19 protein-coding genes are annotated in these 22,987 nt (G+C 63.0%); 11 read left to right on the plus strand and 8 right to left on the minus strand.

The genetic code is table 11. From position 1 onward, the window contains the following. Nucleotides 1–24: 24 nt before the first annotated feature. Together RA21_RS09600 and RA21_RS09605 are read right to left on the minus strand one after the other, a co-directional pair. On the minus strand, nt 25–798 hold the full coding sequence (locus RA21_RS09600; protein WP_039148213.1) for an inositol monophosphatase family protein: 774 nt from the start codon (nt 796–798) through the stop codon (nt 25–27). A gap of 191 nt (nt 799–989) precedes the next feature. Next, the gene (locus tag RA21_RS09605; protein ID WP_039148216.1) at nt 990–1,787 is read right to left on the minus strand and encodes a helix-turn-helix transcriptional regulator; all 798 of its coding nucleotides are present in this window, start codon (nt 1,785–1,787) and stop codon (nt 990–992) included. 98 nt (nt 1,788–1,885) lie between these two features. Between RA21_RS09605 and speB the strand changes: the two genes are divergently transcribed. Further along, the gene (speB, locus tag RA21_RS09610; RefSeq protein WP_019297001.1) at nt 1,886–2,857 is read left to right on the plus strand and encodes an agmatinase; all 972 of its coding nucleotides are present in this window, start codon (nt 1,886–1,888) and stop codon (nt 2,855–2,857) included. Between the two features lie 25 nt (nt 2,858–2,882). Continuing rightward, complete coding sequence (locus RA21_RS09615; RefSeq protein ID WP_039148217.1) at nt 2,883–3,968, plus strand: extracellular solute-binding protein; 1,086 nt, start codon at nt 2,883–2,885, stop codon at nt 3,966–3,968. Here RA21_RS09615 and RA21_RS09620 read toward each other — a convergent pair. Continuing rightward, nucleotides 3,957–4,643: a TetR family transcriptional regulator C-terminal domain-containing protein gene (locus tag RA21_RS09620; protein WP_039148220.1), complete on the minus strand. Its 687-nt coding sequence runs from the start codon at nt 4,641–4,643 to the stop codon at nt 3,957–3,959. The two genes, RA21_RS09615 and RA21_RS09620, sit on opposite strands and share 12 nt — an antisense overlap. A gap of 237 nt (nt 4,644–4,880) precedes the next feature. Here RA21_RS09620 and RA21_RS09625 point away from each other — a divergent pair, with 237 nt between their 5' ends. From RA21_RS09625 to RA21_RS09655, 7 genes are all read left to right on the plus strand, one after another. After that, nucleotides 4,881–5,744, plus strand: coding sequence for an ABC transporter permease (locus tag RA21_RS09625; RefSeq protein ID WP_039148224.1), 864 nt, complete (start codon nt 4,881–4,883; stop codon nt 5,742–5,744). A gap of 32 nt (nt 5,745–5,776) precedes the next feature. Then, nucleotides 5,777–6,592, plus strand: coding sequence for an ABC transporter permease (locus tag RA21_RS09630; RefSeq protein WP_082008927.1), 816 nt, complete (start codon nt 5,777–5,779; stop codon nt 6,590–6,592). A 14-nt stretch (nt 6,593–6,606) separates the two neighbouring features. Continuing rightward, complete coding sequence (locus RA21_RS09635) at nt 6,607–7,707, plus strand: ABC transporter ATP-binding protein (RefSeq protein WP_082008928.1); 1,101 nt, start codon at nt 6,607–6,609, stop codon at nt 7,705–7,707. A gap of 20 nt (nt 7,708–7,727) precedes the next feature. Next, complete coding sequence (locus RA21_RS09640; RefSeq protein ID WP_039148460.1) at nt 7,728–8,786, plus strand: ABC transporter substrate-binding protein; 1,059 nt, start codon at nt 7,728–7,730, stop codon at nt 8,784–8,786. Between the two features lie 76 nt (nt 8,787–8,862). Then, the gene (locus RA21_RS09645) at nt 8,863–10,938 is read left to right on the plus strand and encodes an oxidoreductase (protein ID WP_082008923.1); all 2,076 of its coding nucleotides are present in this window, start codon (nt 8,863–8,865) and stop codon (nt 10,936–10,938) included. Beyond that, a complete protein-coding gene (locus RA21_RS09650) occupies nt 10,938–12,137 on the plus strand; it encodes an aromatic ring-hydroxylating oxygenase subunit alpha (RefSeq protein WP_039148465.1) in 1,200 nt (399 codons plus the stop codon). The genes RA21_RS09645 and RA21_RS09650 overlap by 1 nt, the downstream gene beginning before the upstream one ends. 72 nt (nt 12,138–12,209) lie before the next feature. Then, a complete protein-coding gene (locus tag RA21_RS09655) occupies nt 12,210–13,781 on the plus strand; it encodes a trimethylamine methyltransferase family protein (RefSeq protein WP_039148227.1) in 1,572 nt (523 codons plus the stop codon). A gap of 15 nt (nt 13,782–13,796) precedes the next feature. Here the strand turns inward: RA21_RS09655 and RA21_RS09660 are convergent, their stop codons facing one another. Beyond that, entirely contained in the window at nt 13,797–15,005 is a 1,209-nt protein-coding gene (locus RA21_RS09660; RefSeq protein WP_039148468.1) for a mandelate racemase/muconate lactonizing enzyme family protein, read from the minus strand. A gap of 13 nt (nt 15,006–15,018) precedes the next feature. Further along, the gene (locus tag RA21_RS09665) at nt 15,019–16,677 is read right to left on the minus strand and encodes a GMC family oxidoreductase (RefSeq protein ID WP_039148229.1); all 1,659 of its coding nucleotides are present in this window, start codon (nt 16,675–16,677) and stop codon (nt 15,019–15,021) included. A gap of 105 nt (nt 16,678–16,782) precedes the next feature. Between RA21_RS09665 and RA21_RS09670 the strand changes: the two genes are divergently transcribed. After that, entirely contained in the window at nt 16,783–17,670 is an 888-nt protein-coding gene (locus RA21_RS09670; protein ID WP_039148232.1) for a LysR substrate-binding domain-containing protein, read from the plus strand. Nucleotides 17,671–17,721: 51 nt separating this feature from the next. On the opposite strand, the gene RA21_RS09675 is transcribed toward RA21_RS09670, so the two are convergent. From RA21_RS09675 to RA21_RS09685, 3 genes are all read right to left on the minus strand, one after another. Continuing rightward, on the minus strand, nt 17,722–18,837 hold the full coding sequence (locus RA21_RS09675) for a cystathionine gamma-lyase (RefSeq protein ID WP_039148235.1): 1,116 nt from the start codon (nt 18,835–18,837) through the stop codon (nt 17,722–17,724). Nucleotides 18,838–18,952: 115 nt separating this feature from the next. After that, nucleotides 18,953–20,644, minus strand: coding sequence for a thiamine pyrophosphate-binding protein (locus RA21_RS09680; protein ID WP_019296987.1), 1,692 nt, complete (start codon nt 20,642–20,644; stop codon nt 18,953–18,955). Nucleotides 20,645–20,809: 165 nt separating this feature from the next. After that, complete coding sequence (locus RA21_RS09685) at nt 20,810–21,733, minus strand: LysR family transcriptional regulator (RefSeq protein WP_019296986.1); 924 nt, start codon at nt 21,731–21,733, stop codon at nt 20,810–20,812. Between the two features lie 152 nt (nt 21,734–21,885). On the opposite strand from RA21_RS09685, the gene RA21_RS09690 reads away from it, so the two are divergent. Continuing rightward, nucleotides 21,886–22,896, plus strand: coding sequence for a TAXI family TRAP transporter solute-binding subunit (locus RA21_RS09690; RefSeq protein WP_019296985.1), 1,011 nt, complete (start codon nt 21,886–21,888; stop codon nt 22,894–22,896). The last annotated feature ends 91 nt before the right edge of the window (nt 22,897–22,987 follow it).

A 22,987-nucleotide genomic window follows, 5' to 3' on the forward strand; every position in this document is an offset into this window, starting at 1 on the left:
AGAAAAGTCAGTATTGCCATATGGTTATCCTTTGATCAGCGCCAGCATCTCGGCGTGCAGCGCAGGCGTAGCTGCCGCAACCACCCTGCCATCAGATGCCAGATCCAGCGGCTGGCCGTTCCAATCGGTGATCATCCCTCCCGCGGCCTCGACCACTGCCGAAACGGGCAGATAGTCATAAGGCTGAAGGTCATAGTCGATCACCGCATCCACATGCCCGGCCGCCAGCAGTGCATGCGGGTAGCAGTCATAGGCGAAACGCCGGGTCTGGCCCGCCTGCATCAGCCGGTTGAACAGCTCTGGATGATCGCGGTGGATCTTTTCGCCTTCATTCACATAGAGGACCGCTTGGTCCAGCCGGGTCTGTTCCGACACATGGATGGACTGCCCGTTCAAGGTGGCACCCTGGCCGCGCACCCCGAGATAGGTTTCTCCCAGCGCTGGCATGCCGATTACCCCCAGCTGCGGCACGCCGCCCTGCAGGAAACCCAGCAGGAAACCGAACAGCGGATGCCCCGACAGGAACGAGCGGGTGCCGTCGATCGGGTCGATGATCCAGACCTCCGAGCGATCCGAGCCTGCAAAGCCGTGCTCCTCGCCAAAGATGCCGTGGTCCGGGAAGTGCTGCTCCAGATAGGCGCGCACCTCGTTTTCGACCGCCTTGTCGGCTTGGGTGACAGGGCTTTCATCTGCCTTGAACTCAATCCCCAGGCGGCCGCGGAAGTAGCCGCGCGCGGCCTCCGCGGCGATCCCAGCGATCCGTATGGCGTGGTCAGCATGGGTTTCTGTGGTGAGCATCGTTGCGGCTTTCCTTCCTGAGGCCGGAGACGTTGGCTCTGCGACCGGATTCACCGCCAGAATTTGTAAAAATGTGGGTTTCGTCAACATAATATCCCAAAAAATGACCGAAAAACCAAAGTTTCGCGCCGAGAAATTGCGTTTTCTGCGCAGCTTTTGGGATTTCGCGGGTTTGATGAGCCTGGGCCGGGCTACCCGGCACCCGCCAGATGCCTTGTGGCCATCGAAAACAGCTCCGCCTGCGAAGCGATGCCCAGTTTGGAATAGGCGTGGTGGCGGTGGACTTTCACTGTGCCTTCGGCAATGCCGAGATAGGCGGCGGCGGAGGGGGTTGAATGGCCCTGCAGGATCAGCTGCACCACCTCCCGCTCACGCGGGCTGAGCACACCGGTGCCGAAGGTCTGCATCCGGTCCTCCCAATCCGCAGGCTGATGGGCCGCGGTGGTGTCTTCGCTTTGACCCCACTGGCGCCGGATGGCTGCAGCAATCAGCGTGAAAACCGCATTCAGCCGTTCCGTGTCTGCTGCCTCAAATCTCTGCTGGCGGGCAAACCGTGCCAGCGAAACAATAAACCAGCGCTCTGCCCCGTCCCGCACCAGGATACCGATCTCGTCGCTGATGCTGATCTTGCGATAGAAGGCACGGTAGTATTCGGAGCGGTAGAATGCCTCTGGCGCCAGGTCCATTAGCCGGTAAGCGCCCGGGGTGCAGCCATTGCGGCAGGCCTGGTAAAGCGGGTCCAGCAGATAGGGGCCACTGGCGTAGAACTCCACCGTGATCGCTGCCTGCAGCTCATCTAGATCCTGATACAGCGGCACCGGCGGCTGCGCGCCCGCGTAATGCGAGATGACCATCGAATCAAAGCTGCAGCATTGCGACAGGATCTGCCGCAGCGCGCCGGGAAAGCGCTCCGTTGCGATGGATTCCGCCAGCGCCGTCATCGCCTTGGCCCAGCCGTCGGGCAGCGGCGGGAAGGTAGTGCCACTCATGCCTATAACCAAAGATATATATCCTTGGCCAAGTTTGCCGGCATAACCGCGAAAGTCAAACTGGGTCCAAATGAATTTTCAACATGACGGAGACCCACATGACCGATTCCTCCAGCGTGAACCCCGTGCAGGGCGATCTGGCCTTTACCCGCGAGAGCGACCGCGGCGTGGTGGCCGAGGCCAGCTATGCCGGCGCGCTCAGCTTCATGCGGCGGCGTTATTCGCGTGACCTCAGCAGCGCCGATGTCGCGGTGATGGGGGTGCCCTTCGACTTGTCGGTGTCCAGCCGGTCCGGCACCCGGCTGGGGCCGCGGGCGGTGCGCTCAGGCTCCAGTCATATCGCCTGGTCGGCACCCTGGCCGTGGAAGGTTGACCCTTATGAGGCGCTGCGGGTGGTCGATTACGGCGACTGCGAGTTTGACTATGGCTATCCGCACAAGGTCCCAGGTGAAATTGCCCAGGCGGCAAGGGATATTCTCGAAACCGATACGGCGCTCTTGTCGATCGGCGGCGACCATTTCATCACCTATCCGCTGCTGCAGGCGCATGTGGAAAAGCATGGGCCGCTGAGCCTGATCCAGTTCGATGCCCATTCCGACACTTGGGCGGATGAGGAAGGCCGCATCGACCATGGCACCATGCTGTGGCACGCGATCCGCGAGGGGCTGGTGGACCCTTCCCGGTCTGTTCAGGTCGGCATCCGGACCCACAACCCGGATCCGCTGGGCATGAACATCATCGACGCCATCGAGGTGCAGAAGACTGGGCCTGAAGCGGTGGCGGAAAAGATCCGTGGCATCGTCGGCAACCACAAGACCTATGTAACCTTTGACATCGACGCGCTGGAGCCGGCCTCTGCCCCTGGAACCGGCACGCCTGTGATTGGCGGCCTGTCGCCCTATCAGGCACAGGAGATTATCCGCGGATTGGCAGGCACCGACGTGGTGGGCATGGACGTGGTCGAGGTCGCCCCGGCCTATGACATCTCTGAAATCACCGCCATCGCGGCGGCCACCATCGCCAACGATCTGCTCTGCCTCTACGCTGCCGGGCCCTCCGGCCAGCGCTGAGGCAGCGCACAACAGGGAGGAAACAATGATCAATAACAATATCATGACTGCAACCTTGCTGGCCGCCGCCCTGGCGGCGCCAGCCTCTGCCGGCGATCTGGCGATCTACAATTGGGCGGACTATTTCGGCGAAACCACCATTTCCGGTTACGAGGAGGCAACCGGAACCAGGGTCACGCTGGATTACTTCGACAGCAACGAAGTGCTGGAAACCAAGATGCTGGCGGGCGGCTCGGGTTACGACGTGGTGTTTCCCGCCGCCTCCAACGCCGAACGGCAGCTGCAGGCGGGAGCACTGCATCCGGTCGACACCGCGCGGCTGAAAAACTACGGCAACCTGCGCCCTGAAATCCTGGCTTCGCTTGACCAGGTGCCGGGCGGGCGGCAGCTGGGCGTGCCGTATACCTGGGGGACCATCGGCATCGCCTACAACCCGGCGCTGGTGGTGGAGCGGCTGGGGGACATCCCTGTCGACAGCTGGGACCTGCTGTTCGACCCGGCCAATGCTGCCAGGCTGCAGGACTGCGGCATCGGAGTGCTGGATTCGCCGGTGGAGATGCTGTCGGTGGCCCTGAATTACCTTGGCGCCGACCCCTATTCCGAGGACAAGGCGGACATCGCTAGGGCGCAGGAGCTGCTGGCCGCTGCAGCGGAAAACGTCAGCTATTTCAACAATCAGAAACCTTCCACCGACCTGCCAGCAGGCAACGTCTGCATGGCGGTGATGTATTCCGGTGACGCAGGCATCGCCCAGGCCCGCGCGGCGGAGGCGGGGAATGGCGTCGAAGTGCTTTATTCGATCCCGAAGGAGGGCACCCTGATGTGGATCGACCTGATGGCGATCCCGGAAGATGCGCCCAATGTGGACGCGGCTTATGCCTTTATCGACTACATGCTGCAGCCCGAGGTGATTGCCGGGGTTTCCAATGCCGTGTTCTTTGCCAATGCAAATGCGGCGGCGGACGCCCATGTGCTGACGGAGGTGCTGTCCGATCCGGGGATCTACCCGGATGCTGCCACCCTCGCCCGCCTGTTCCCGGACAAGAGCCTGGGTGCCAAAGCGTTGCGCCAGCGCACCCGGGCCTGGACCAAGGTGAAGTCAGGAATCTGACGCTGCGGGGGCTGCGGGTGCGGCCCCCTTCGACGGCTGGGGTTGGACCGCCCCTTCAAGCGAGAAATGCGCCGGGAACATCGCAGCCAGAAAGCGGAATATGATCCGCGCGGCCTCCCCTCGGTCGAACCGGTCAGGGTGTAGCAGGAAGTCGGTCCACATGCCCTCAAGCAGTGCCAGCGTGCCATGGGTGGCATCGCGCGCAGCACCGGAGGCATCCGGTGTTCCGGCCTCGCGCACAATCCGGGAAAAGGCGTTGTGGATCATGCCGCGCAGGCGTCCGTCACGGGTGTCCGAATGCTCGGCAATGGCGGTGCGGTTGCGGGATTCACCGCGGAAAGCGTACCAGATGTTGACGTTGCGCCGGTTCAGCACCCGCTCGCTGAGGTCGCCGCGCACGATCATCTCGATCCGCTCCTGCGGGCTGTCGCCAGCGGTCTGCAGCAGCGCCTCCAGCCCGTCGTAATATTCTTCCGAGGAATGATGCGCCGCGGCCTGAACCAGGTTGTCCTTGCCGCCGAAATGCAGGTGGATCATGCCGCGCGACAGGCCGGCGCGCTGGATGATTTCGCTGACAGAGGTTTCGGAAATCCCCTTTTCCGCCACCGAATCCAGCACCGCGCCTATCAGGGCGAGGCGGTTCTGCTCGCGATTCTGTTCCCGTTTTCCGGCCATCTTTCCCTTGGATTCTGGTCGTTTCCACCGCTGTTACGCGGTTCAATCCTGTGCGGCAAGCGATGCCGCCTGCCCAGTTTAGGCACAAGCCGGATAGTTTCTCCAGCAAAAATGGACGTTTGTACATTTTTTACAAAATCCTGTTGACAGAACCCCCTGCCAGCCGTCAGATTTTGATGGACGATTGTCCATTTTTAATGGCAGCGCCCACCGAAACCCTGGATGCTACGGAGACACATGGCCGGATTTCTCAGAACCGAGGCTGGAAAAGGCCTGGCGCTCAGCGCGCCCGCTTCGCTTTATGTGGGGCTTCTGGTGGCTGCGCCGCTGGGGATCCTGGTGGCCTACAGCTTCTGGACTCAGACCTATGTCGAGATCGACAAAACGCTGACCTGGGCCAACTACCTGGAGGCCGCCACCGACCCGCTGGTGCGGCATCTGATGCTGCGCTCGATCCTGATTGCCGGGGCGGTGACGGCGGCGACCGTGGCGCTGGCCTATCCGATCGCCTATTTCATCGCTTTCCGCACCCAGAAGAAAACCCTGTGGCTGCTGCTGATCACCATCCCCTTCTGGTCCAGCTACCTGCTGCGGGTGTTCAGCTGGAAACTGATCCTGGGCTTCAACGGGGTGATGAACTCGGCGCTGATCTCATTGGGGCTGATCGAGGAGCCGCTGACCTTCCTGCTCTATAACGAATTCGCGGTGGTGCTGACCCTGGCCCATGCCTGGGCGCCCTTTGCGATCCTGCCGATCTATGTCTCGCTGCAAAAGATCGACCGCTCGCTGCTGGAGGCGGCTACCGACCTGGGCCTTACCAAGCTGGAGCGGTTCATCCGCGTCACCCTGCCCTTGACTGTGCCGGGCATCATCGCCGCTAGCCTGATCATCTTCATCCCGACCGTGGGCGACTACGTCACCCCGTCGCTGGTCGGCGGCTCGCAGGGCAAGATGGTAGCGAACCTGATCCAGGTGCAGTTCGGCCCGGCCAACAACTGGCCGCTTGGCGCGACGCTGTCGCTGGTGGCGATGGCCTCGGTCGGTTTTGTCGCCATCCTGTTTGTCATCCTGGCCACCGCCTTGGGGAGGAGGATCCGTTGAGCACTCCGGTAAGCGAACCCCTGAACAAGCCGTTGAGCGCTGCTGCCAGCAAGTCCCGGCGCAGACCTATCCGCTTCCCCTGGCTGCTGGCCTATGCCATCGGCTACCTGATTTTCCTGTATCTGCCGGTGCTTCTGTTGCCGCTGTTCTCCTTCAACGACGGCACCATCGTGGCCTTCCCGATGAAGGGCTTCACCCTGAAATGGTACGCCCAGCTGGGCGAGCAGGACACGCTCTTGCAGGCAATGGTGAACTCGCTGATTGTCGGCGCGGTGACCGCGCTGGTGGCCACCTCGCTGGGACTGTTCGCGGCCCGCGCCTATGTCCGCTACCGCTTCAAGGGGCGTGAGCTGTCGGAGGGTCTGGTGATGCTGCCCTTGGTCATTCCGGGCATCATCGTGGCGTCCTCGATGCTGGTGCTGTTCATCTCGCTGGGGCTGAAGCCGTCGCTGACGACGGTGATCCTGGGCCATGTCTTTGTCGCGCTGCCCTTTGCTGTCTCAATCATGAAATCGGCTTTCGACGACTTTGACCAGTCGCTGGAGGAAGCCGCCTTTGACCTCGGCGAGAGCGTCATTGGCACCTTCCGCCGGGTGACCCTGCCGATCGTGGCGCCGGGGATTGTTGCCAGCCTGCTGGTCACCTTCACCGTTTCGTTTGACGAGTTTGTGCTGGCCTTCTTTCTGTCCGGCAACCAGCCCACGCTGCCGGTCTATATCTGGAGCCAGATCCGCTTCCCGGCCAAGCTGCCGAACACGCTGGCGCTCGGCTCCTTGCTGCTGCTCGCCTCGGTGCTGCTGCTCCTGACCGCCGAATACTTCCGCCGCCGCTCCGCCAAGTCCGCCTGATGAAGGATACGCAGATGACCACTCAGAACATCATCGAAATCTCCGGGGTAGAGAAACGGTTCGGCACCTTCACCGCGGTGCGCGACCTGAACCTGACGCTTAAGGAGGGCGAGTTCTTTTCCCTGCTCGGACCCTCCGGCTGCGGCAAGACCACCGCGCTCAGGATGATCGCGGGCTTCCAGGACCACGACGCCGGCACCATCCGCATCGGCGGCCAGGACATGGCCCATATCCCGGCCAACAAACGGCCCACCAACATGGTGTTCCAGTCCTATGCGATCTTCCCGCATCTGAACGTCGGCGATAACGTCGCCTTTGGCCTGCGCAAGCTGAAGCTGGGCAAAGCAGAGACCGAAGAACGCGTCGCCGAGGCGCTGGAAATGGTGGAGCTGGGCGGGTTGCAATCGCGCAAGGCGACGGAGCTGTCCGGCGGCCAGCGCCAGCGGGTGGCCTTGGCCCGCGCACTGGTGATGCGGCCCAAGGTCTTGTTGCTGGACGAGCCGCTGTCGGCGCTCGACAAGAACCTGCGCGAGGCGATGCAGTTCGAAATGCGGCGCCTGCAGCAGAAACTGGGCATCACCTTTGTCATGGTCACCCACGACCAGTACGAGGCGATGACCATGTCCGACCGCATCGGCGTGATGTTCAAGGGCCAGCTCAAGCAGGTCGACAAGCCTGAGGTGCTCTATGCCCGCCCCTGCAGCCAGGAAGTCGCGGCCTTCATCGGCGGCATGAACTTTCTGGATGCGGCTGTCACCGGTGAGGTCAATGGCAAGCTGCACGCCGATGTGCGGGGCTTCGGCCCGCTGTCCATCGACGTGAACCCCAACGTGGCGCGGCGCGGGCCGCAGCTGCTGGCAGGCATCCGCCCCGAACAGCTGGAAATCTCGGCGCAAAAGCCGGACGGCTACGACGGCTATCTGCAGGGCACCGTCACCAATGCCGCCTTCTACGGCGAGAACGTGCACTACCACGTCACCGCCGACGGCCTGCCGCAGCCCATCGCGGTATCGGTGCCGAACTACTTCCACACGGTTGATCACAAGCAGGGCGATCCGGTCTGGCTGGGGGTGCAGAACGCCTCCGTCATCGATCTCGGCGCCCGCGAAGCATGAGAATAAAGGGAGGAAGAATGATGAAACACTTCAAAACGGCACTGGCCGCGGCCACGGCTTTGACCGCCTCAGCGGGCATCGCATCCGCCGACGCCGCCAGCCTGTCGGTCTTTGACTGGTCCGGCTACGAGGATCAGGGGTTCTACGGCGATTACGTCGCCAAATACGGCGGCGCCCCCAGCTACACCTATTTCGGCAGCGTCGAGGAGGCCTTCACCAAGCTGCAATCGGGATTTGCGGCCGATCTCGCCCACCCCTGCACCGACGGGCTGCGCAAATGGGTGGCAGCGGGGCTGCTGAAGCCCATCGACACCTCGAAAATCAGCAACTGGGACAGCCTGCTGCCGCAGATCAAAGATGTGGACGGCGTCACCATCGACGGCCAGACCTACATGGTGCCGTTTGAATGGGGCAACACCGGGCTGATCTACCGCACCGACCAGATCGACGAGAGCGCGGTTTCGCTGCAGCTGCTGGGTGACCCCGCCTATCAGGGCAAGATCGCCATTCCCGACGCCGCATCCTCGGCCTATGCGATGGCGGCGCTGGCGACCGGCGCCTCCAGCTATACCGATATGTCGGACGAGGAGTTCCAGAAAGCCTCCGATTTTCTGCGCCAGATCCACCCGAATGTGCGGTTCTACTGGTCCGATGCGGGCCAGCTGGATCAGGCCATTGCCTCGGGTGAGGTGCTGATGGGCTGGGGCTGGAACCAGTCGGAACTGAACCTGATCTGGAACGAGACGCCGGCCAAAATGATGCGGGACGTGGACAAGGGTATAGCCACCTGGGTCTGCGGCTATGTGCATCTGAACTCTTCGACCCAGAGCGATGAGCAGGTCTATGACATGCTGAACGCGCTGAGCGCGGAAGGAAGCGGCAAATACATCATCGAGAACTGGGGCTATGCCCATGCCAATGCCGAGGCGTTCAAATCCGCGGATCAGAGCCTGATCGAGACCTACGGCTTTGCCGATGTGGACAAGTTCTTTGAGGGCAGCCTGTTCTTTGATGCGGTCAATCCGGAGCTGGAAGGCCGGATGCTGAAGGAATTCGAGCGCATCAAGGCCGGGTTCTGATCCCCGCAAGCGGCGGGTCCTGACGCCCCCCGCCCCGCCAAATCCAAACAATCAAGACACAAAAGGATGTGCCAGCATGCCAGGCGCAAATGGGTATTCCATTCTGTTCGAGCCGGTGAAGATCGGCCCCGTCACGACCCGCAACCGCTTTTTCCAGGTGCCGCATTGCACCGGGCTGGGCCATGTCCGCCCGCAGGCAGAGGCCGCGGTACGCGCGATGAAAGCCGAGGGCGGCTGGTCCGTGGTCTCGACCCAGGAGACAGAGATCCACCCGACCTCGGACCTTGGCCCATATGCAGAGCACCGGCTGTGGGACAAGCACGATATCCCTGCGCTGCGGCTGATGACCGAACAGGTCCACGCCAAGGGATCACTGGCGGCGATCCAGCTGGCGCATAACGGCCACCACGCCACCAACCACCTGACCCGCGCCCCGGCGCTGGGAGTCACGGACCGGCCGATTGACCTAGCCTACCCGAAACAGGCCCGCGCCATGGACAAGCAGGACATCCGCGACCTGCGCCGCTGGCACCGGGAAGCGGCGCTGCGCGCAAAGGAGGCAGGCTTTGACATCGTCTATGTCTACGCCGGCCACCAGATGACGCTGCCGCATCATTTCCTGCTGCCGCAGTACAACATGCGCAGCGATGAATACGGCGGCAGCCTCGAAAACCGCGTCCGCCTGACCCGCGAACTGCTGGAGGACACCCGCGAGGTGCTGGATGGCCACTGCGCTGTCGCCTTCCGCTTTGCCGTTGACCAGATGATGGGCGCCGATGGCATGCAGGCCAGCGAGGAAGGCCGCGCCGTGGTCGAAATGCTGGCGGATCTGCCCGACCTCTGGGACGTGAACGTTGCCGACTGGAGCAACGACAGTATGACCACCCGGTTTCAGCCCGAGGATGGCTATCAGATTCCCTACACCGATTTCGTGAAGCAGGTGACGAATAAACCTGTGGTGGGCGTCGGGCGGTTCACCTCCCCCGACCTGATGACGTCCTTGGTCTCCAAGGGTGTGCTGGACCTGATCGGTGCCGCCCGCCCCTCCATTGCCGACCCCTTCCTGCCCAAGAAGATCGAGGAAGGCCGGATCGAGGAAATCCGCGAATGCATTGGCTGCAATATCTGTGTCTCTGCCGACAATCTGGGCGTCCCGATCCGCTGCACCCAGAACCCCACGATGGGCGAGGAATGGCGGCGCAAATGGCATCCCGAGCAGATCGCCCCTAAGCAGCAGGAAGAGGCCGCGCTGGTTGTCGGCTCCGGCCCCGCTGGCCTGGAATGCGCCATGCAGCTCGCCAGGCGCGGCTATCAGGTGACACTGGCAGAAGCGGCAGAGGAATTCGGCGGCCGGGTGCTGAAGGAAAGCAAGCTGAAAGGCTTGTCCGCCTGGAAACGGGTTACCGACAACCGCCTGTGGGACCTGCAGCAGCGCGGCAATGTTCAGATGTTCACCGGCAGCAAACTCGGCGCCGCTGATGTTGCAGAACTTGGCATCCCCAATGTCTTCCTTGCCACCGGCAGCACCTGGCACCGCGACGGGCGCGGGCGCACCTCACCGCTGCCCCTGGAGATCAAGGACATCCCCGTGTTCACCCCCGACGACGTGATGGAAGGCACCCTGCCGCCAGACAATGGCCCGGTGCTGCTGTATGACGACGATCAGGGCTACATCGGCGGGGTGCTGGCCAGCCATCTGGCGGCGACAGGCCGCAAGGTGGTGCTGGCGACGCCTGGCGCCATCGCCTCGGCCTTCACTGATCTGACTCTGGAACAGCACCGGGTGCAGGCGGAACTGCTGGAAGCGGGCGTAGAGATCATTCCGCTGCATTCCCTGCAATCAGCGGATGCTGCCGGTGCAGACCTGTCCTGCGTCTACACCAGCCGCACCCGCCGTGTGGATTGCGCCAGCCTGCTGATGGTCACCTCCCGCCAGCGCGACACCGCGCTGTTTGATGAGCTGAAAGCAAACCACGCGGACAGTTTCACAACACTGGAGCTGTTCGGCGATGCCGCCTCCCCCGGTCTGATTGCCGATGCGGTCTTTGCCGGCCACCTGGCGGCCCGCAACTTTGAACGCGACCCGGCGGCGGCAGACGCCGACTGGTTCCGCCGTGAACTGATTTCCCTCGAAGACATGGGAGGCGCATGATGCCTAAAGACGACCTGCAAGTGATGCGCGAGCTGATGGAGAGCCACCGCGAGGGTTTTGCGCTAGACCGGCATTTCTACACCTCGGAAGCGGTCTATGACCACGACATCAAGATGTTCTGGAACCGCAACTGGATCTGGGTTGGCCACGTCAGCCAGATTTCGGAGCCTGGCGACTATTTCCTGTTCGACTACGGCCCGGAGTCGGTGATCGTGGTGCGCGACCGCGAAGGCGAGGTACGCGCCCATCTGAATGTCTGCCGCCACCGCGGCTCTCGCGTGTGTTTGGAAAAACAGGGCACCGCGCGGGTGTTCTCCTGCCCCTATCACGCCTGGACCTTCGGCCTCGACGGGAAACTGCGCGGCGGCCGCGCCATGGGGCCGGATTTCGACCCCTCGGATTACGGGCTGTTCCCGGTGCAGGTGCAGATTTTCCAGGGGCTGATCTTCATCTGCGCCGATGAAAACCCGCCGCCGCTGGCGGACAGCCTAGACCGTTTGGCACCGCTGTCGGCGCCAATGGGACTGGAAAATCTGAAACTGGCGCATGAGGCCTCCTATCCGGTGCCTGCCAACTGGAAACTGGCGCTGGAAAATTACCTGGAATGCTACCACTGCGCCCCCTCGCATCAGGACTATTCCCGCAGCCACTCGCTCAAGGATCCGGCGGATGTGGAGAAATACGGCGCGGATTTGCGTGAACGCTCCGCCTCCATCGGCCTGCCGGTGGAGGAACTGGACCTGACCGGTCCCAATGCACAGGCGCCGGGATCGGACGTCTATTGGCGCCGCTATCCGCTGTTCCCCGGCTACCAGACCGGCAGCAGGGACGGCGAGCCGCTGGCGCCGCCGCTTGGGGCACTCAGCGGCCATGACGGCGGGGCCACCGATCTGGCCATCGGCACGCTGAACTACTTCCTGATCTATGCCGACCATCTGGTGGGCTACCGCTTTGTTCCCCGCGGGTTGCAGGAAACCGACATTCAGATTGCCTGGTACGTGCGCGGCGATGCCGAAGAAGGGCGCGATTATGACAAGGAAGCCCTTACTTGGCTGTGGCACGTCACCTCGCTCGATGATGAGCGCATCATCCGCCACAACCAGGAGGGCGTGAACTCGCACCGTTTTGCGCCCGGCCCGTTGTCCGAGATGGAATGGAGCCTGCCCGGCTTTTACCGCAGCTATTTCAACATGATCTGAGCCATCAAGGCCCTAATCTCTACTGCAGGCCGCGCCCGCGGCCTGCCCTGACCCCATCCCGGAGACCGCTATATGGTTGACGTCACCAAGACCCGAACCCGCCGCCGCAGCGGCGGCCGCGATGCCCGCGCCGCGGCCCGCACCCAACCCTCAGCCAGCCAGGCGATCTGGCCCGGACTTTCCGGCGGCCGCTACCGGCCTCTGTCCGATGCGGACATGCAGAAGATCCACCATGCCGCACTGACCATTCTGGAACGCACCGGCATCGGCGACCCGACAGAGGAACTGCTGGATCTGGTGCTGCCCAAGGGCGCCATCCTTAGCGAACACGGCCGCCTCTGCTTTCCGCGCGCGCTGATGGAGGACCTGCTGGCCGGTGCGGCCGATGAATTCTACGTCCACGCCCGGGGCAGCCGCGCCGGCAAGGACGACATGCACTGCACCAAGGACAAGGTCTATTACGCCAACTCCGGAACTGCGGTGACGACCTTTGACGCCGCCAGCCGCAGCTATCGCCCCTCCATCATCCGCGACGTCTATGACTTCACCCGGCTGGTGGACCGGCTCGACAACATCCACATGACCGGTGACACCGTGCTGGGCACCGACGTGCCGCAGGATTTCGAACATGACATGTCGATGCTCTATTCCATCCTGGCGGGCAGCGAGAAGCCGTCCTGCCTCACCTTCCGCGACCGCTCCCACATCAAGCCGGCGATCGAGATGTTCGATATTGCTTCGGGCGGCGAGGGGAAATTCCTGCAAAAACCCTCAGTAATTTTCGGGGGCTGCCCGATTGTCTCGCCGCTGCGGCTGGGGCGCGAGAATCTGGAGATCATGATCGACACCGCCAAGCTGGGCCTCACCTGCGATCTGGCGGTGCCGCCGCAGGCCGGTGCGACCTCCCCTGCCCCGCTGGCCGGCACGCTGGCGCAGGCAGTGGCAGAAACCCTTGCCTGCGTCGCCATCGTGAACCTGATCAATCCCGGCACACCGGTTGTCTTTGCCGCCTGGCCCTTCATCACCGATCTGCGCACCGGTTCATTCACCGGCGGTTCCGGTGAGCAGGCGCTGATCGGCGCGGCCGCGATCCAGATGGGTAATTTCTACAACCTGCCCACGTCCGTGGGCTGCGGCATGACCGATTCCAAGATCCCCGACGCCCAGTACGGGCTGGAAAAGGCGCTGACCTTCAGCCTTGCCGCCCACGCCGGCGCCAACCGCCTTTGCGAGTTCGGCGGCATGGTCGGCTCGCTGATGGGCTGCTCCTTCGAGTCGATGGTGATCGACAACGAGGCCGCAGGCATGATCTCCCGTACCCTGCGCGGGATCGAGGTCAGCGATGACACCCTCTCGGTCGATGTGATCCACGACTGCGCCACCGGACCGGGCCATTTCCTCGGCAACACCCAGACGCTGCAGTATATGGAGACGGAATATGTCTATCCCGACCTGATGGACCGGGAACTGACGGATACCTGGGAGAAGGCGGGCAAGCAGACCATGTTCGACCGCGCCCGCGAGGTGTCGGACAGGATCCTGGGTGAGCATTACCCGAATTACTTCGGCAGCAAGTTGGATGCTGAGGTCCGCGCAAGGTTCCCCGTCAAACTGCCGCCGGAGGCGATGCGCCCCGGCAGCTGATGCCGGGGGCCGCGTTCACTGAACCACCGGTTCCTGCGCCAGTTCCAGATGCAGTTCTTTGCCGGTATAGGGGCTGGCAGCGATGGCTTCGTCGTCCAGCTCCACCCCCAGTCCTGGTTCCTTGGAGGGGATCACATAGCCGTCCTCCCAGGTGATCGCGGACTTGAGGCAGGACATATAGGGGCCTTCAAAGGTGCCGATCGACTCGAGGATCAGGAAGTTCGGGCTGCAGGCCGAGATCTGGATGTTCGCCGCCGCCACCACCGGCCCGCAGTAAAGATGCGGCGCGATCTGGGCCTGCCGGGTTTCGGCCATGGATGCGATTTTCTTGGCCTCCAAGAGGCCCCCGACCCGCCCCAGGTCCATCTGCAGGATCGATGCCGCCCCGGTCTCCAGCACCCGGGCGAACTCATGCTTGGTGCAGAGCCGCTCGCCGGTTGAAATCGGCACCGAGGTGAACCGCGCCACCTCCGCCATATCGGCGGGGTTTTCCGGCGGCACCGGTTCTTCGAACCACAAGGGCTCATAGGGTTCCAGCCGCCGCGCCATTCGTTTGGCGCCGGAGACAGTGAACTGCCCGTGGGTGCCGAACAACAGATCCGCACGGGTTCCAACCGCCTCGCGGATGCGCTTCACGAACATCTCGCTGCGCTCCAGGTCCTCAAGCCGCGGCTGATGACCGTCATAGATCGTGTAAGGGCCTGCGGGGTCGAATTTCACCGCGGTAAAGCCCTGCTCCACCCGCTGAAGCGCAACTTCCGCCGCCATGTCCGGGTCGTTGTAGACATTGGGCGTGTCCGGGTCCGGGTAGACGTCGCCCTCCGGCGGATAGAGGTAGGTATAGCTGCGCAGCCGCTCATGCACCTGGCCGCCCATCAGCTCGTAAACCGGCTTGCCCGCGGCCTTGCCGATGATGTCCCAGCAGGCCATTTCCAGCCCGCTCAAAACCCCCATCACCGTCACATCGGGCCGCAGCGTGTAGCCGGCGCCATAGGATTTGCGCCACAGCTTCTCGATATGATGCGGATCGCAGCCTTCGAACTGGCGGGCAAACATCTCCTCCGCCATGGCGCAGCACAGGTCCGGGCCGAAGGTCGCGTTGTATATCTCCCCCACCCCGGTGATGCCGCAAGCGGTGGTCAGGCGCACAAAGATGAAATAGCGCCCGCCGTGGCGCGGCGGCGGGTTGCCGAAAACAAAGGTTTCAATCTTATCGAGCTTCATCTGAAATTCCTTGTCATTCCGCCGCCAAGGGCCTGTTTTCATTATCGTCCAGCACCATCTGCGCACCGCGGGCGGCCAGCATCATGGTGGGCGCGTTGGTATTGCCGGAGGTCACATTCGGAAACGACGAGGCGTCAATCACCCGCAAACCCGCAACCCCATGCACCCTGAGCCGCGCATCCAGCACTGAGTCGGTTGCAGTATGCCCCATCCGGCACGTGCAGCTTGCATGAAACACGCTGCCTGCGCGTTCGCGGAAGTTTTCCAGCAGTGCTGCATCATCCATCCCGGCGATATCCGGCACCCGCCGCTCCCGCGTGACCCGCTTCATGGCGGGGGTTGCTGCCAGCGCCTGCAGCAAGTGGCTGGCGCGGATGGCGGTTGCCTTGTCTTCCTCCGCCGACAGCGAGTTCGGCTCTATCAGCGGTGCCTGGCCGGGGTCGGCGGATTGGATAGTGATCTGCCCGCGGCTTACCGGGCGGCTCGGCTGAACGCACAGCAGGAAGCCGTTGTCCTTGTCGATCTGCGGCTTTCCGTTTGCCTGTGTCGAGTAAGACGCCGGGTTGCAATAGACCTGCACATCCGGCAGCGCCGCGCCCGCGGTGCGGACAAAACCGCTGCACTGATTGACCGGTACGCTCAGCGGCCCCTTGCGGGTCAGGACATACTGTAGACCGGCCTTCATCTGCTTGGCAAAACTGCCCAGCCGGTCGTTCAGCGTCGCGGTGTTGGCCCAGTAGAAATGCGAGACCGCCAAATGGTCCTGCAGCCCCTGCCCCACCTGCGGCAGATCCTTCGCCACCTCGATCCCGTGCCGCTGCAGCAGCGCCGCCGGGCCGATGCCGGAAAGCTGCAAGAGCTGCGGAGAGTTCACCGCACCCGCGCTCAGGATCACTTCGCGCGCCGCCATGGCGGATTGCGGCTGGCCCTTCAGCCGGAATGCGACGCCGGTGGCGCGCCCGCCGCTGGTCAGCACCTTCTCCACCAGCGCGCCGCTGATCACGGTCAGGTTGCCGCGTTTCATCGCAGGCCGCAGGAACGCATCCGCCGAGGACCAGCGCCGCCCGTCTTTCACCGTGCTGCGGACATAGCCCATGCCCTCGCCGGGCAGTGTGTTGGCGCCTTCCTCTGCCGCGGCATTCATGTCCGGCAGGAACGGCCAGCCCATGTCCTGCCCAGCCGCCAGAAAGTTCCTGGCAAAGGGATGCATCCGCTCGCTGAGGTCGGTTACCCGCACAGGACCGTTGCCGCGCAACCGTCGGCGGCCCTGGTGCCATTCGTCGTTTGTTTCCAGCGCCTCATAGCTGCGGCGCACGTTCTCCCAGCCCCAGCCGGTGGCGCCTGCGGCCTCCCAATCGTCGTAGTCATGCGGCAGACCGCGCACATAAGCCATTGCGTTGATGGAGCTGGAGCCGCCCAGAACCTTGCCCCGCGGCCAATAGGCCGCGCGCCCGTTCAGCCCCGGATCCGCTGCGGCGGAATAGCGCCAGTTCACCTTAGGATCCGAGAAGGTGAAGCCATAGCCCACCGGGATCTTGATCCAGAACCGCCGGTCGCTGCCGCCGGCCTCTATCAGCAGCACCTTGTGGCGGCCATTAGCGGTCAGCCGGTCGGCCAGCACACAGCCCGCCGAACCGGCTCCTACGATAATGAAATCAAATGTCTGCGCCATGGCACGCCCGGGTCCGTTGGTTTCCCATCAGATTGCGCAGCGCGAATGGCATAAATCAAACAATGTGTTTTGCCCCTATGGCATAGCTGTGCTTAAAGCTAAGTCATGACCGACCTGCCCCACGTCACCTGGCTCAAGGCCTTTGAAGCCGCCGCGCGGCTGAACAGTTTCTCTGCCGCGGCGGAGGAGCTGGGCTTGACACCTGCCGCCATCAGCCAGCAGATCCGCCTGCTGGAAAAGCATCTGAACACCCAGCTGTTCAAACGTCTTCCCCGCGGGGTGGCACTTACTGACACCGGCCAGGCCTATTCCCAGCCGATCCGCAAGTCCTTCATCGACATGCAGCAGGCCACCGCCGGTCTGTTCGGCAAGAAGCGCAAGCGGGTGGTCCGGGTGCGGGCCTCGATTTCCTGCGCCGCCTTGGTAATCGCGCCCCAGCTTGGCCGCTTTCAGGCGGCGCACCCGGATATTCTGGTAGAGCTGACCACCTCCATCTGGGCCAACCGGTTTGACGAGGAAGGCCTGGACATCGACATCCGCTATGGCGGTGACTGGCAGGAGAGCGAGGTCCTGCATCTGGGCCACGAAAACGCTGTGCCAGTCTGCAGTCCGGGCTACCTGCACGATCTGGGCGGCAGCCCCTCCATTCATGACCTTGCAGGATCCGACGTGGTGCAGATCTTCGGCTCGGAAACTGACTGGGGCCGCCTGTCAGAGCTGCACGGGCTGAACCTGCAGACACCCGCGGATTGGCTCAAGGCGGACTCGTCGTTGCTGGCGCTGCAGACCGTGGCGGCCGGCCACGGGGTGACGATGGTGCTGGAAAGCTTTGCCCGGCAGTACATCGAGCAGGGGATGGTGGTGGTTCCGACCGCGTACAAGCTGCCGAAGCGTCGCTCGCATTACATCGTGATCAACGACCGGGCAGGCCAGCGGGAGGAGGTCAAGGCCTTCTGCAGCTGGCTCATGGCGCTGTACCAGTCGCTGAACTGAAGGGGTTTCCCCGCCGGTCCCCGCGGGGACAGAGACGGAAAACACTGCCCCTTACCCCTGAAGCGTGTCCAGCGCAGCAGCCATTGCGTTCCACAACTCCTCTGCCGGTTCGGTGCCGACCGAGATGCGGATAAACCCCGGGGCCACCGCATCGCCCCAGCGGGCGCGGCGCTCAGCCGAGGTATGCACCCCGCCGAACGACGTTGCGGAGCGGATCAGCGGGCAGCTGTTGATGAAAGCATCGGCCTGTTCCGCGCTGTCCAGGGTGATGGAAATTAGAAAGCCAAACCGCGCCATCTGCTGTTTCGCCAGGTTGTGCGAGGGATCGGATTTCAGCCCCGGAAAGCGGATCGCCTGCACCAGCGGATGCGCGGCGAGCCGTTCGGCAAGCACCTCAGCGGTGCTGCACATCCGGTCAAAACGCACGTCCAAAGTTTCCAGCCCCCGGTGCGCCAGCCAGGCCTCTTGCGGGCCGGGGATGCCGCCGCCGAACTGGCGCCACTCGCGCGCGGCCTGCAAAACATCCGCATTGCGGGTCGCCAGATGCCCCATCAGCACATCCGAATGCCCGCCCGGCGCCTTGGTGTCTGAGGCAACAACCACATCCGCGCCCAGCTCCAGCGGGCGCTGGCCCAGCGGGGTCATAGTGGTGTTGTCGACGATCAGCAGCCCGCCCGCCGCGTGCACCGTCTCCGCAATCGCGCGCAGATCGCAGAGGTCCAGACCAGGGTTCGAAGGTGTTTCCGCAAAAACAACGTCAAATCCATCAAAGCCGCCCTCGGCAAATGCGGTGGTGGGGCGCTGGTGCACCTCAACGCCAAGGCTCTGCAAGAAGCGCTCGCTTAGGCGCCGGGTGACGTAGTAGCCATCCGACGGGATCAGCAGTTTCGACCCTGCTTTGACGGTGGCAAACAGCGCCGCCGAGATCGCCGCCATGCCCGACGGAAATGCCAGCGCGGGCGCGTCTTCCAGATAGCCCAGCACATGCTCCAGATGCTCCCAGGTGGCATTGTCCACCCGGCCATAGCTGGGGCCGCCGGTCCAGTCGCCCGGCAAGTGGTACATCGAGCTTTGCGTCAGCGGCAGCGCCACCGGATCGCCCTCGGACAGGGAATTGCCGCGCAGGTGCAGCATGGCACCGGATTTGGGAGCGGTAGGGGTGTCCATTTGAGCGCCTTTCCTGACTGCGGGTTTCGCAAATTCATAACGGGCGCCCGGCGAAAGAGACAAGGCCGGAAACGCACTGCTCCCGGCCATCAGTTCTTTCCGCTTTCTTGGCCGCTCACCCCATCCAGCGCCGGACAGGCGCGGCGGAGTCCTCCAACGCCTGGCAGACCACGTCAATCAGGGTCGGGCCGTCGTGGGCAAAGGCCTCCTTGATCGCTCCGTCCAGGTCTTCCGGCTTCTCCACCCGCCAGGTCTTGACGCCGAACGCTTCAGCCGCCGCCGCATGGTTGGTGCGGTTGAAGTCCACATTGTAGTAGCGTTTGCCGCAGTCGTCGCGCTGGCTGGCCTTGATCCAGCCGAAGTTGGCATTGGAGAACACCACATAGGAGATCGGTGCGTTGCAGCGCACCACCGTTTCCAGCTCGCCGCAGGTGAAGTTGAAGGAGCCGTCGCCCATCATCCCCACGACTTTGGCTTCGGGACGCCCGAACCATGCGCCCAGCGACGCCGACAAAGAATACCCCAAGGCGCCATGGGCGCGGTTGGTGATGTACTGGCGGCCCGGGTGCTTTTGCTGCGAATAGGCGTTGTAATACGGGCAGCTGGTGCCGGGGTCGGAGACCACGATGGCATCCTCCGGCAGGTTTTGATTGAGGGTGTGGATGATCTGCTCCGGAAGAACCTGATCGGTTTTGCTGTGCGCCAGCTCCTCAAACTTGGCAAACTTGCGCTGCTTGATGTCGGAAATTTTTGCGGCACCACCAAATGAGGGCAATTCGCCCTCCCGGCCATCCAGATAGGCGTTCACCGCCTGCAAGCTGAGCTTCAGGTCGGCCACCACACCAACCTCGGTCGGGTAGTTGGCCCCGATGGTCATCGGGTCGTTGTCAAAATGCACGATCCGCTGCCCTGGCTTCGGTGCCTCCCAGCGCGAGGTGGTGGTGGACCCGGCACGGCAGCCCATGAAAACCACCAGATCGGCCCCTTCCATCATCTCCCAGGTCTCATCCGTGCCGCCGTTGGAACCGACCACGCCCAGCGATTGCGGATGCGTATCGGCCAGCGATCCCTTGCCGGAGATCGAGGTTCCCACGGCAATGTCGAGGCGGGAGGCGAGCCTATCCAGTTCCTCCATAGCGCCCGAGATCACCACACCGCCGCCGCAGACGATCAGCGGCGATTTGGCAGTGAGGATGGCTTCCACCGCAGCCTCTGCCGCGCCCGGTTCCGGAGCTGCACGATAGGCGGGGTAGCTTTGGTGTTTTGGATCGCCCCAGACGTCATCCGCCGGAACATCGTCATACTGGATGTCATAGGGCAGTCCCAGATGCGCCGAGCCGGAGCGGCCGGTGGTCATTGCCCGGAACGCCTGGCGCACCATGCGCGGGATGTGGTCGGCGCGTTTGATCACCGTGTTGAACTTGGTCAGCGGCCCCATCAGAACCTCTTGGTTGACCTCGGTCAGCGGGTATTTCCCGTAAGACCCCACCGAGATGTCTGTAGTGATCGCCAGCACCGCATAGGAGCTTTCGTTGGCCTCGATCAGCCCCGGCAGAATATATGTGGCACCGCCGCCAGAGGGACCCTCGCAAACCCCCACCCGTCCGGTCACGCGGGAAAACCCGTCGGCCATATAGGCCGCACTGCGCTCATCGCGGGTGAGGACATGGGTGATGCCATGCTCCAGCCGGTTCATCGCGTCATAAAAGGGCAGCGTGGTATCGCCGCAGAGGCCGAAGATATGGGTAACCCCATGTGCCTCAAGCGCGCGCACCATCGCCTCGGCACCGTTCATCGTGTTCTTCATCGGGACCTCCTAAAGCCTGATTGATACCTGTCCCGAGGCAAGCCCGGAATCTGCGTTCCAAACTGTATACAATATTGTAGATCAATGTGAAGGCAAAAGGTCAGACACTCTGCACCCGGCTGCGGTTCTTCGGAATGGACGGGGATAAATTGAAAAATCAGATGTTTACCCGGACGTTCGCGCCAAGATTTCTGCCACATGCTCTTGCCAGGCGGCGGTAAAGCTGGCTGCAAGCTGGGACAGCGGACGCTCGCTGGGTGTCAGAATTGAATAGCCAAAGGGAATCGCCGGCTCAAAAGGCAGGAAGCGGATGCGTTCGTCGCCCGCATTGCTGCGGCGGTAGCTCTCGGCGCTCAGCACATCGACGACAGCGCAGGCCTGGCCGGCCGCGACAAAGTGGAACAGCGGCAGGAAGTATTCCGCGTCATAGCGCAGGTTGAAATCCGCATCCGCCTGCACAAAGGCCTGGGCAGTGGCCTGGTGGGTGCTGTGATCGGGCTGCAAGGCCCCCATGGGCTCGCCGCTCAGGTCCTGCACTGAGATGCTGTCCTTGCGGGCAAGCCGATGGCCGGCCGGCACGGCACACAGGCAATTGCAGGGCAATTCCACGGTCTTGTAAAGCTTCCGGTCCCCTTGGTAGCGCGTCATGTCACAGAACCCGATGTCAAAGCTGTTGGCCGCAATCAGGCTGCGGACTTGCGGCGAAGACCGGGTGGCCAGCGTGACATTGACCTCGGGCTTGTCTGCAACAAACCGGCTGACGAACTCCGGCAGCAGGATGACGGATGGCCCCGGCATCGCCACAACCCGGATCGCGCCGCGCACCCGTTCGCGCATCTTCACCAGGTTCTGCTGCGCCGTCTCCAGCCGGTTCAGGATTTCAGACGCTTCGACCATCAGGTAATGCGCTTCCGGCACCGGCACCAGGCGGCGGCCCTCGCGCAAGAACAGTGTCAGGCCCAGTTCCTCCTCCAGCGTCTTGATGGCAGCGCTGACCGCGGGCTGGGTACGGTGCAGGTTGCGCGCCGCCTGGCTCACTGAGCCGGTTTTCATAACTTCGCGGAACACCGCAAGCTGGTGAGAGTTCATGATCTGCTCCCGGCGTAAAGCCAACATAAATTCAATCTATATAAACAGTATAATTTTAAATTTGAACTTATGCTTTGCCTTTTCCATGATGCAAAGATCACAGGTGAATGCTGCGCAAGAGGAGACGCAGCCAATACTCCAGGGAGGACATTATGGGGTTTTTCAAGAAACTGACCGGGGCTGCATTGGCCTGCACCATGCTGACCGGCGCCGCTGCGGCGCAGGACATGACCTTTTTCCGTATCGGCACCGGCGGTGCGGGCGGCACCTATTTCCCGATTGGCGGCATCATCGCCAACGCCATTTCCAACCCGCCCGGCTCGCGCGCCTGCGACGAGGGCGGCAACTGCGGCGTGCCCGGCCTGGTGGCGATGGCGCAGTCGACCAATGCCTCGGCGCATAACGTGAATGCCATTCAGGCGGGCCAGATGGAGGCAGGCCTGTCCGGTGCCGCGACGCTGCATTTTGCCTATCACGGCAAGGGCAAGTTTGAAGGCAATGCCAAGCCCGACCTGCGGGTGATTGCCAACCTGTTCCCGGAAGACCTGCATCTGGTGCTGCCCAAGGGCCATTCGCTGGGCGGGCTCGCCGATCTGAAGGGCAAGCGTGTCGGCATCGCCCAGGCCGGTTCCGGCACCCAGATCGCGGTGGAGCTGATCCTGAATGACCACGGCGTCAACCGCGACAACATCGACGAGGCGGAACTGAACAATGCCCAGTCCGCCGAGCGTATCGCCGACGGCCAGCTGGACGCCTATTTCTATGCCGCGGGCACGCCTGTTGCGGCGATGATCCAGCTCGACAACACTAAGGGCATGGAACTGCACAACTGGTCCGAAGAAGAGATCAAGCAGGCCAACACCACCGTGCCCTACTACATTCCCTCGACCATTCCGGCGGGCACCTACCCGGGTGTGGGATATGACGTGAACACCGTGGCGGTCTCCGGCATGCTGGTCACCAACGCCAATATGGACGAAGAGCTGATCTATCAGATCACCAAGGCGATGTGGTCCGATACCGCCCGCAAGCTCTTGGACAACGGCCACCCCAAGGGCAAGGCGATCACCCTGGAAACCGCGCTGGACGGCGTCGAGGGCATCGGTGTGCCGCTGCACCCGGGCGCTGAGCGTTTCTACCGCGAAATCGGAATGCTCAACTAAACTTCCCCTGAACTGCGGCAGCAGGGTGCGCCTTGCTGCCGTTTTTGTTTCCCGGCGCCCCTGTCCGCAATGCGGGTGAATGGCGCGCGCC

The sequence above is a fragment of the Leisingera sp. ANG-DT genome (assembly GCF_000813785.1).
In the GTDB taxonomy this organism is placed as follows: Bacteria; Pseudomonadota; Alphaproteobacteria; order Rhodobacterales; family Rhodobacteraceae; genus Leisingera.

Excerpts from the sequence above, each read along its gene's own strand:
- RA21_RS09660 (WP_039148468.1), bottom strand. The coding sequence starts at position 15,005 with ATGAAGCTCGATAAGATTGAAACCTTTGTTTTCGGCAACCCGCCGCCG.
- RA21_RS09615 (WP_039148217.1), top strand. The coding sequence starts at position 2,883 with ATGATCAATAACAATATCATGACTGCAACCTTGCTGGCCGCCGCCCTG.
- RA21_RS09625 (WP_039148224.1), top strand. The coding sequence starts at position 4,881 with ATGGCCGGATTTCTCAGAACCGAGGCTGGAAAAGGCCTGGCGCTCAGC.
- RA21_RS09675 (WP_039148235.1), bottom strand. The coding sequence starts at position 18,837 with ATGGACACCCCTACCGCTCCCAAATCCGGTGCCATGCTGCACCTGCGC.
- RA21_RS09645 (WP_082008923.1), top strand. The coding sequence starts at position 8,863 with ATGCCAGGCGCAAATGGGTATTCCATTCTGTTCGAGCCGGTGAAGATC.
- RA21_RS09600 (WP_039148213.1), bottom strand. The coding sequence starts at position 798 with ATGCTCACCACAGAAACCCATGCTGACCACGCCATACGGATCGCTGGG.
- RA21_RS09665 (WP_039148229.1), bottom strand. The coding sequence starts at position 16,677 with ATGGCGCAGACATTTGATTTCATTATCGTAGGAGCCGGTTCGGCGGGC.
- RA21_RS09670 (WP_039148232.1), top strand. The coding sequence starts at position 16,783 with ATGACCGACCTGCCCCACGTCACCTGGCTCAAGGCCTTTGAAGCCGCC.
- RA21_RS09650 (WP_039148465.1), top strand. The coding sequence starts at position 10,938 with ATGCCTAAAGACGACCTGCAAGTGATGCGCGAGCTGATGGAGAGCCAC.
- RA21_RS09680 (WP_019296987.1), bottom strand. The coding sequence starts at position 20,644 with ATGAAGAACACGATGAACGGTGCCGAGGCGATGGTGCGCGCGCTTGAG.
- RA21_RS09635 (WP_082008928.1), top strand. The coding sequence starts at position 6,607 with ATGACCACTCAGAACATCATCGAAATCTCCGGGGTAGAGAAACGGTTC.
- RA21_RS09685 (WP_019296986.1), bottom strand. The coding sequence starts at position 21,733 with ATGAACTCTCACCAGCTTGCGGTGTTCCGCGAAGTTATGAAAACCGGC.
- RA21_RS09620 (WP_039148220.1), bottom strand. The coding sequence starts at position 4,643 with ATGGCCGGAAAACGGGAACAGAATCGCGAGCAGAACCGCCTCGCCCTG.
- speB (WP_019297001.1), top strand. The coding sequence starts at position 1,886 with ATGACCGATTCCTCCAGCGTGAACCCCGTGCAGGGCGATCTGGCCTTT.
- RA21_RS09690 (WP_019296985.1), top strand. The coding sequence starts at position 21,886 with ATGGGGTTTTTCAAGAAACTGACCGGGGCTGCATTGGCCTGCACCATG.
- RA21_RS09655 (WP_039148227.1), top strand. The coding sequence starts at position 12,210 with ATGGTTGACGTCACCAAGACCCGAACCCGCCGCCGCAGCGGCGGCCGC.
- RA21_RS09605 (WP_039148216.1), bottom strand. The coding sequence starts at position 1,787 with ATGAGTGGCACTACCTTCCCGCCGCTGCCCGACGGCTGGGCCAAGGCG.
- RA21_RS09640 (WP_039148460.1), top strand. The coding sequence starts at position 7,728 with ATGAAACACTTCAAAACGGCACTGGCCGCGGCCACGGCTTTGACCGCC.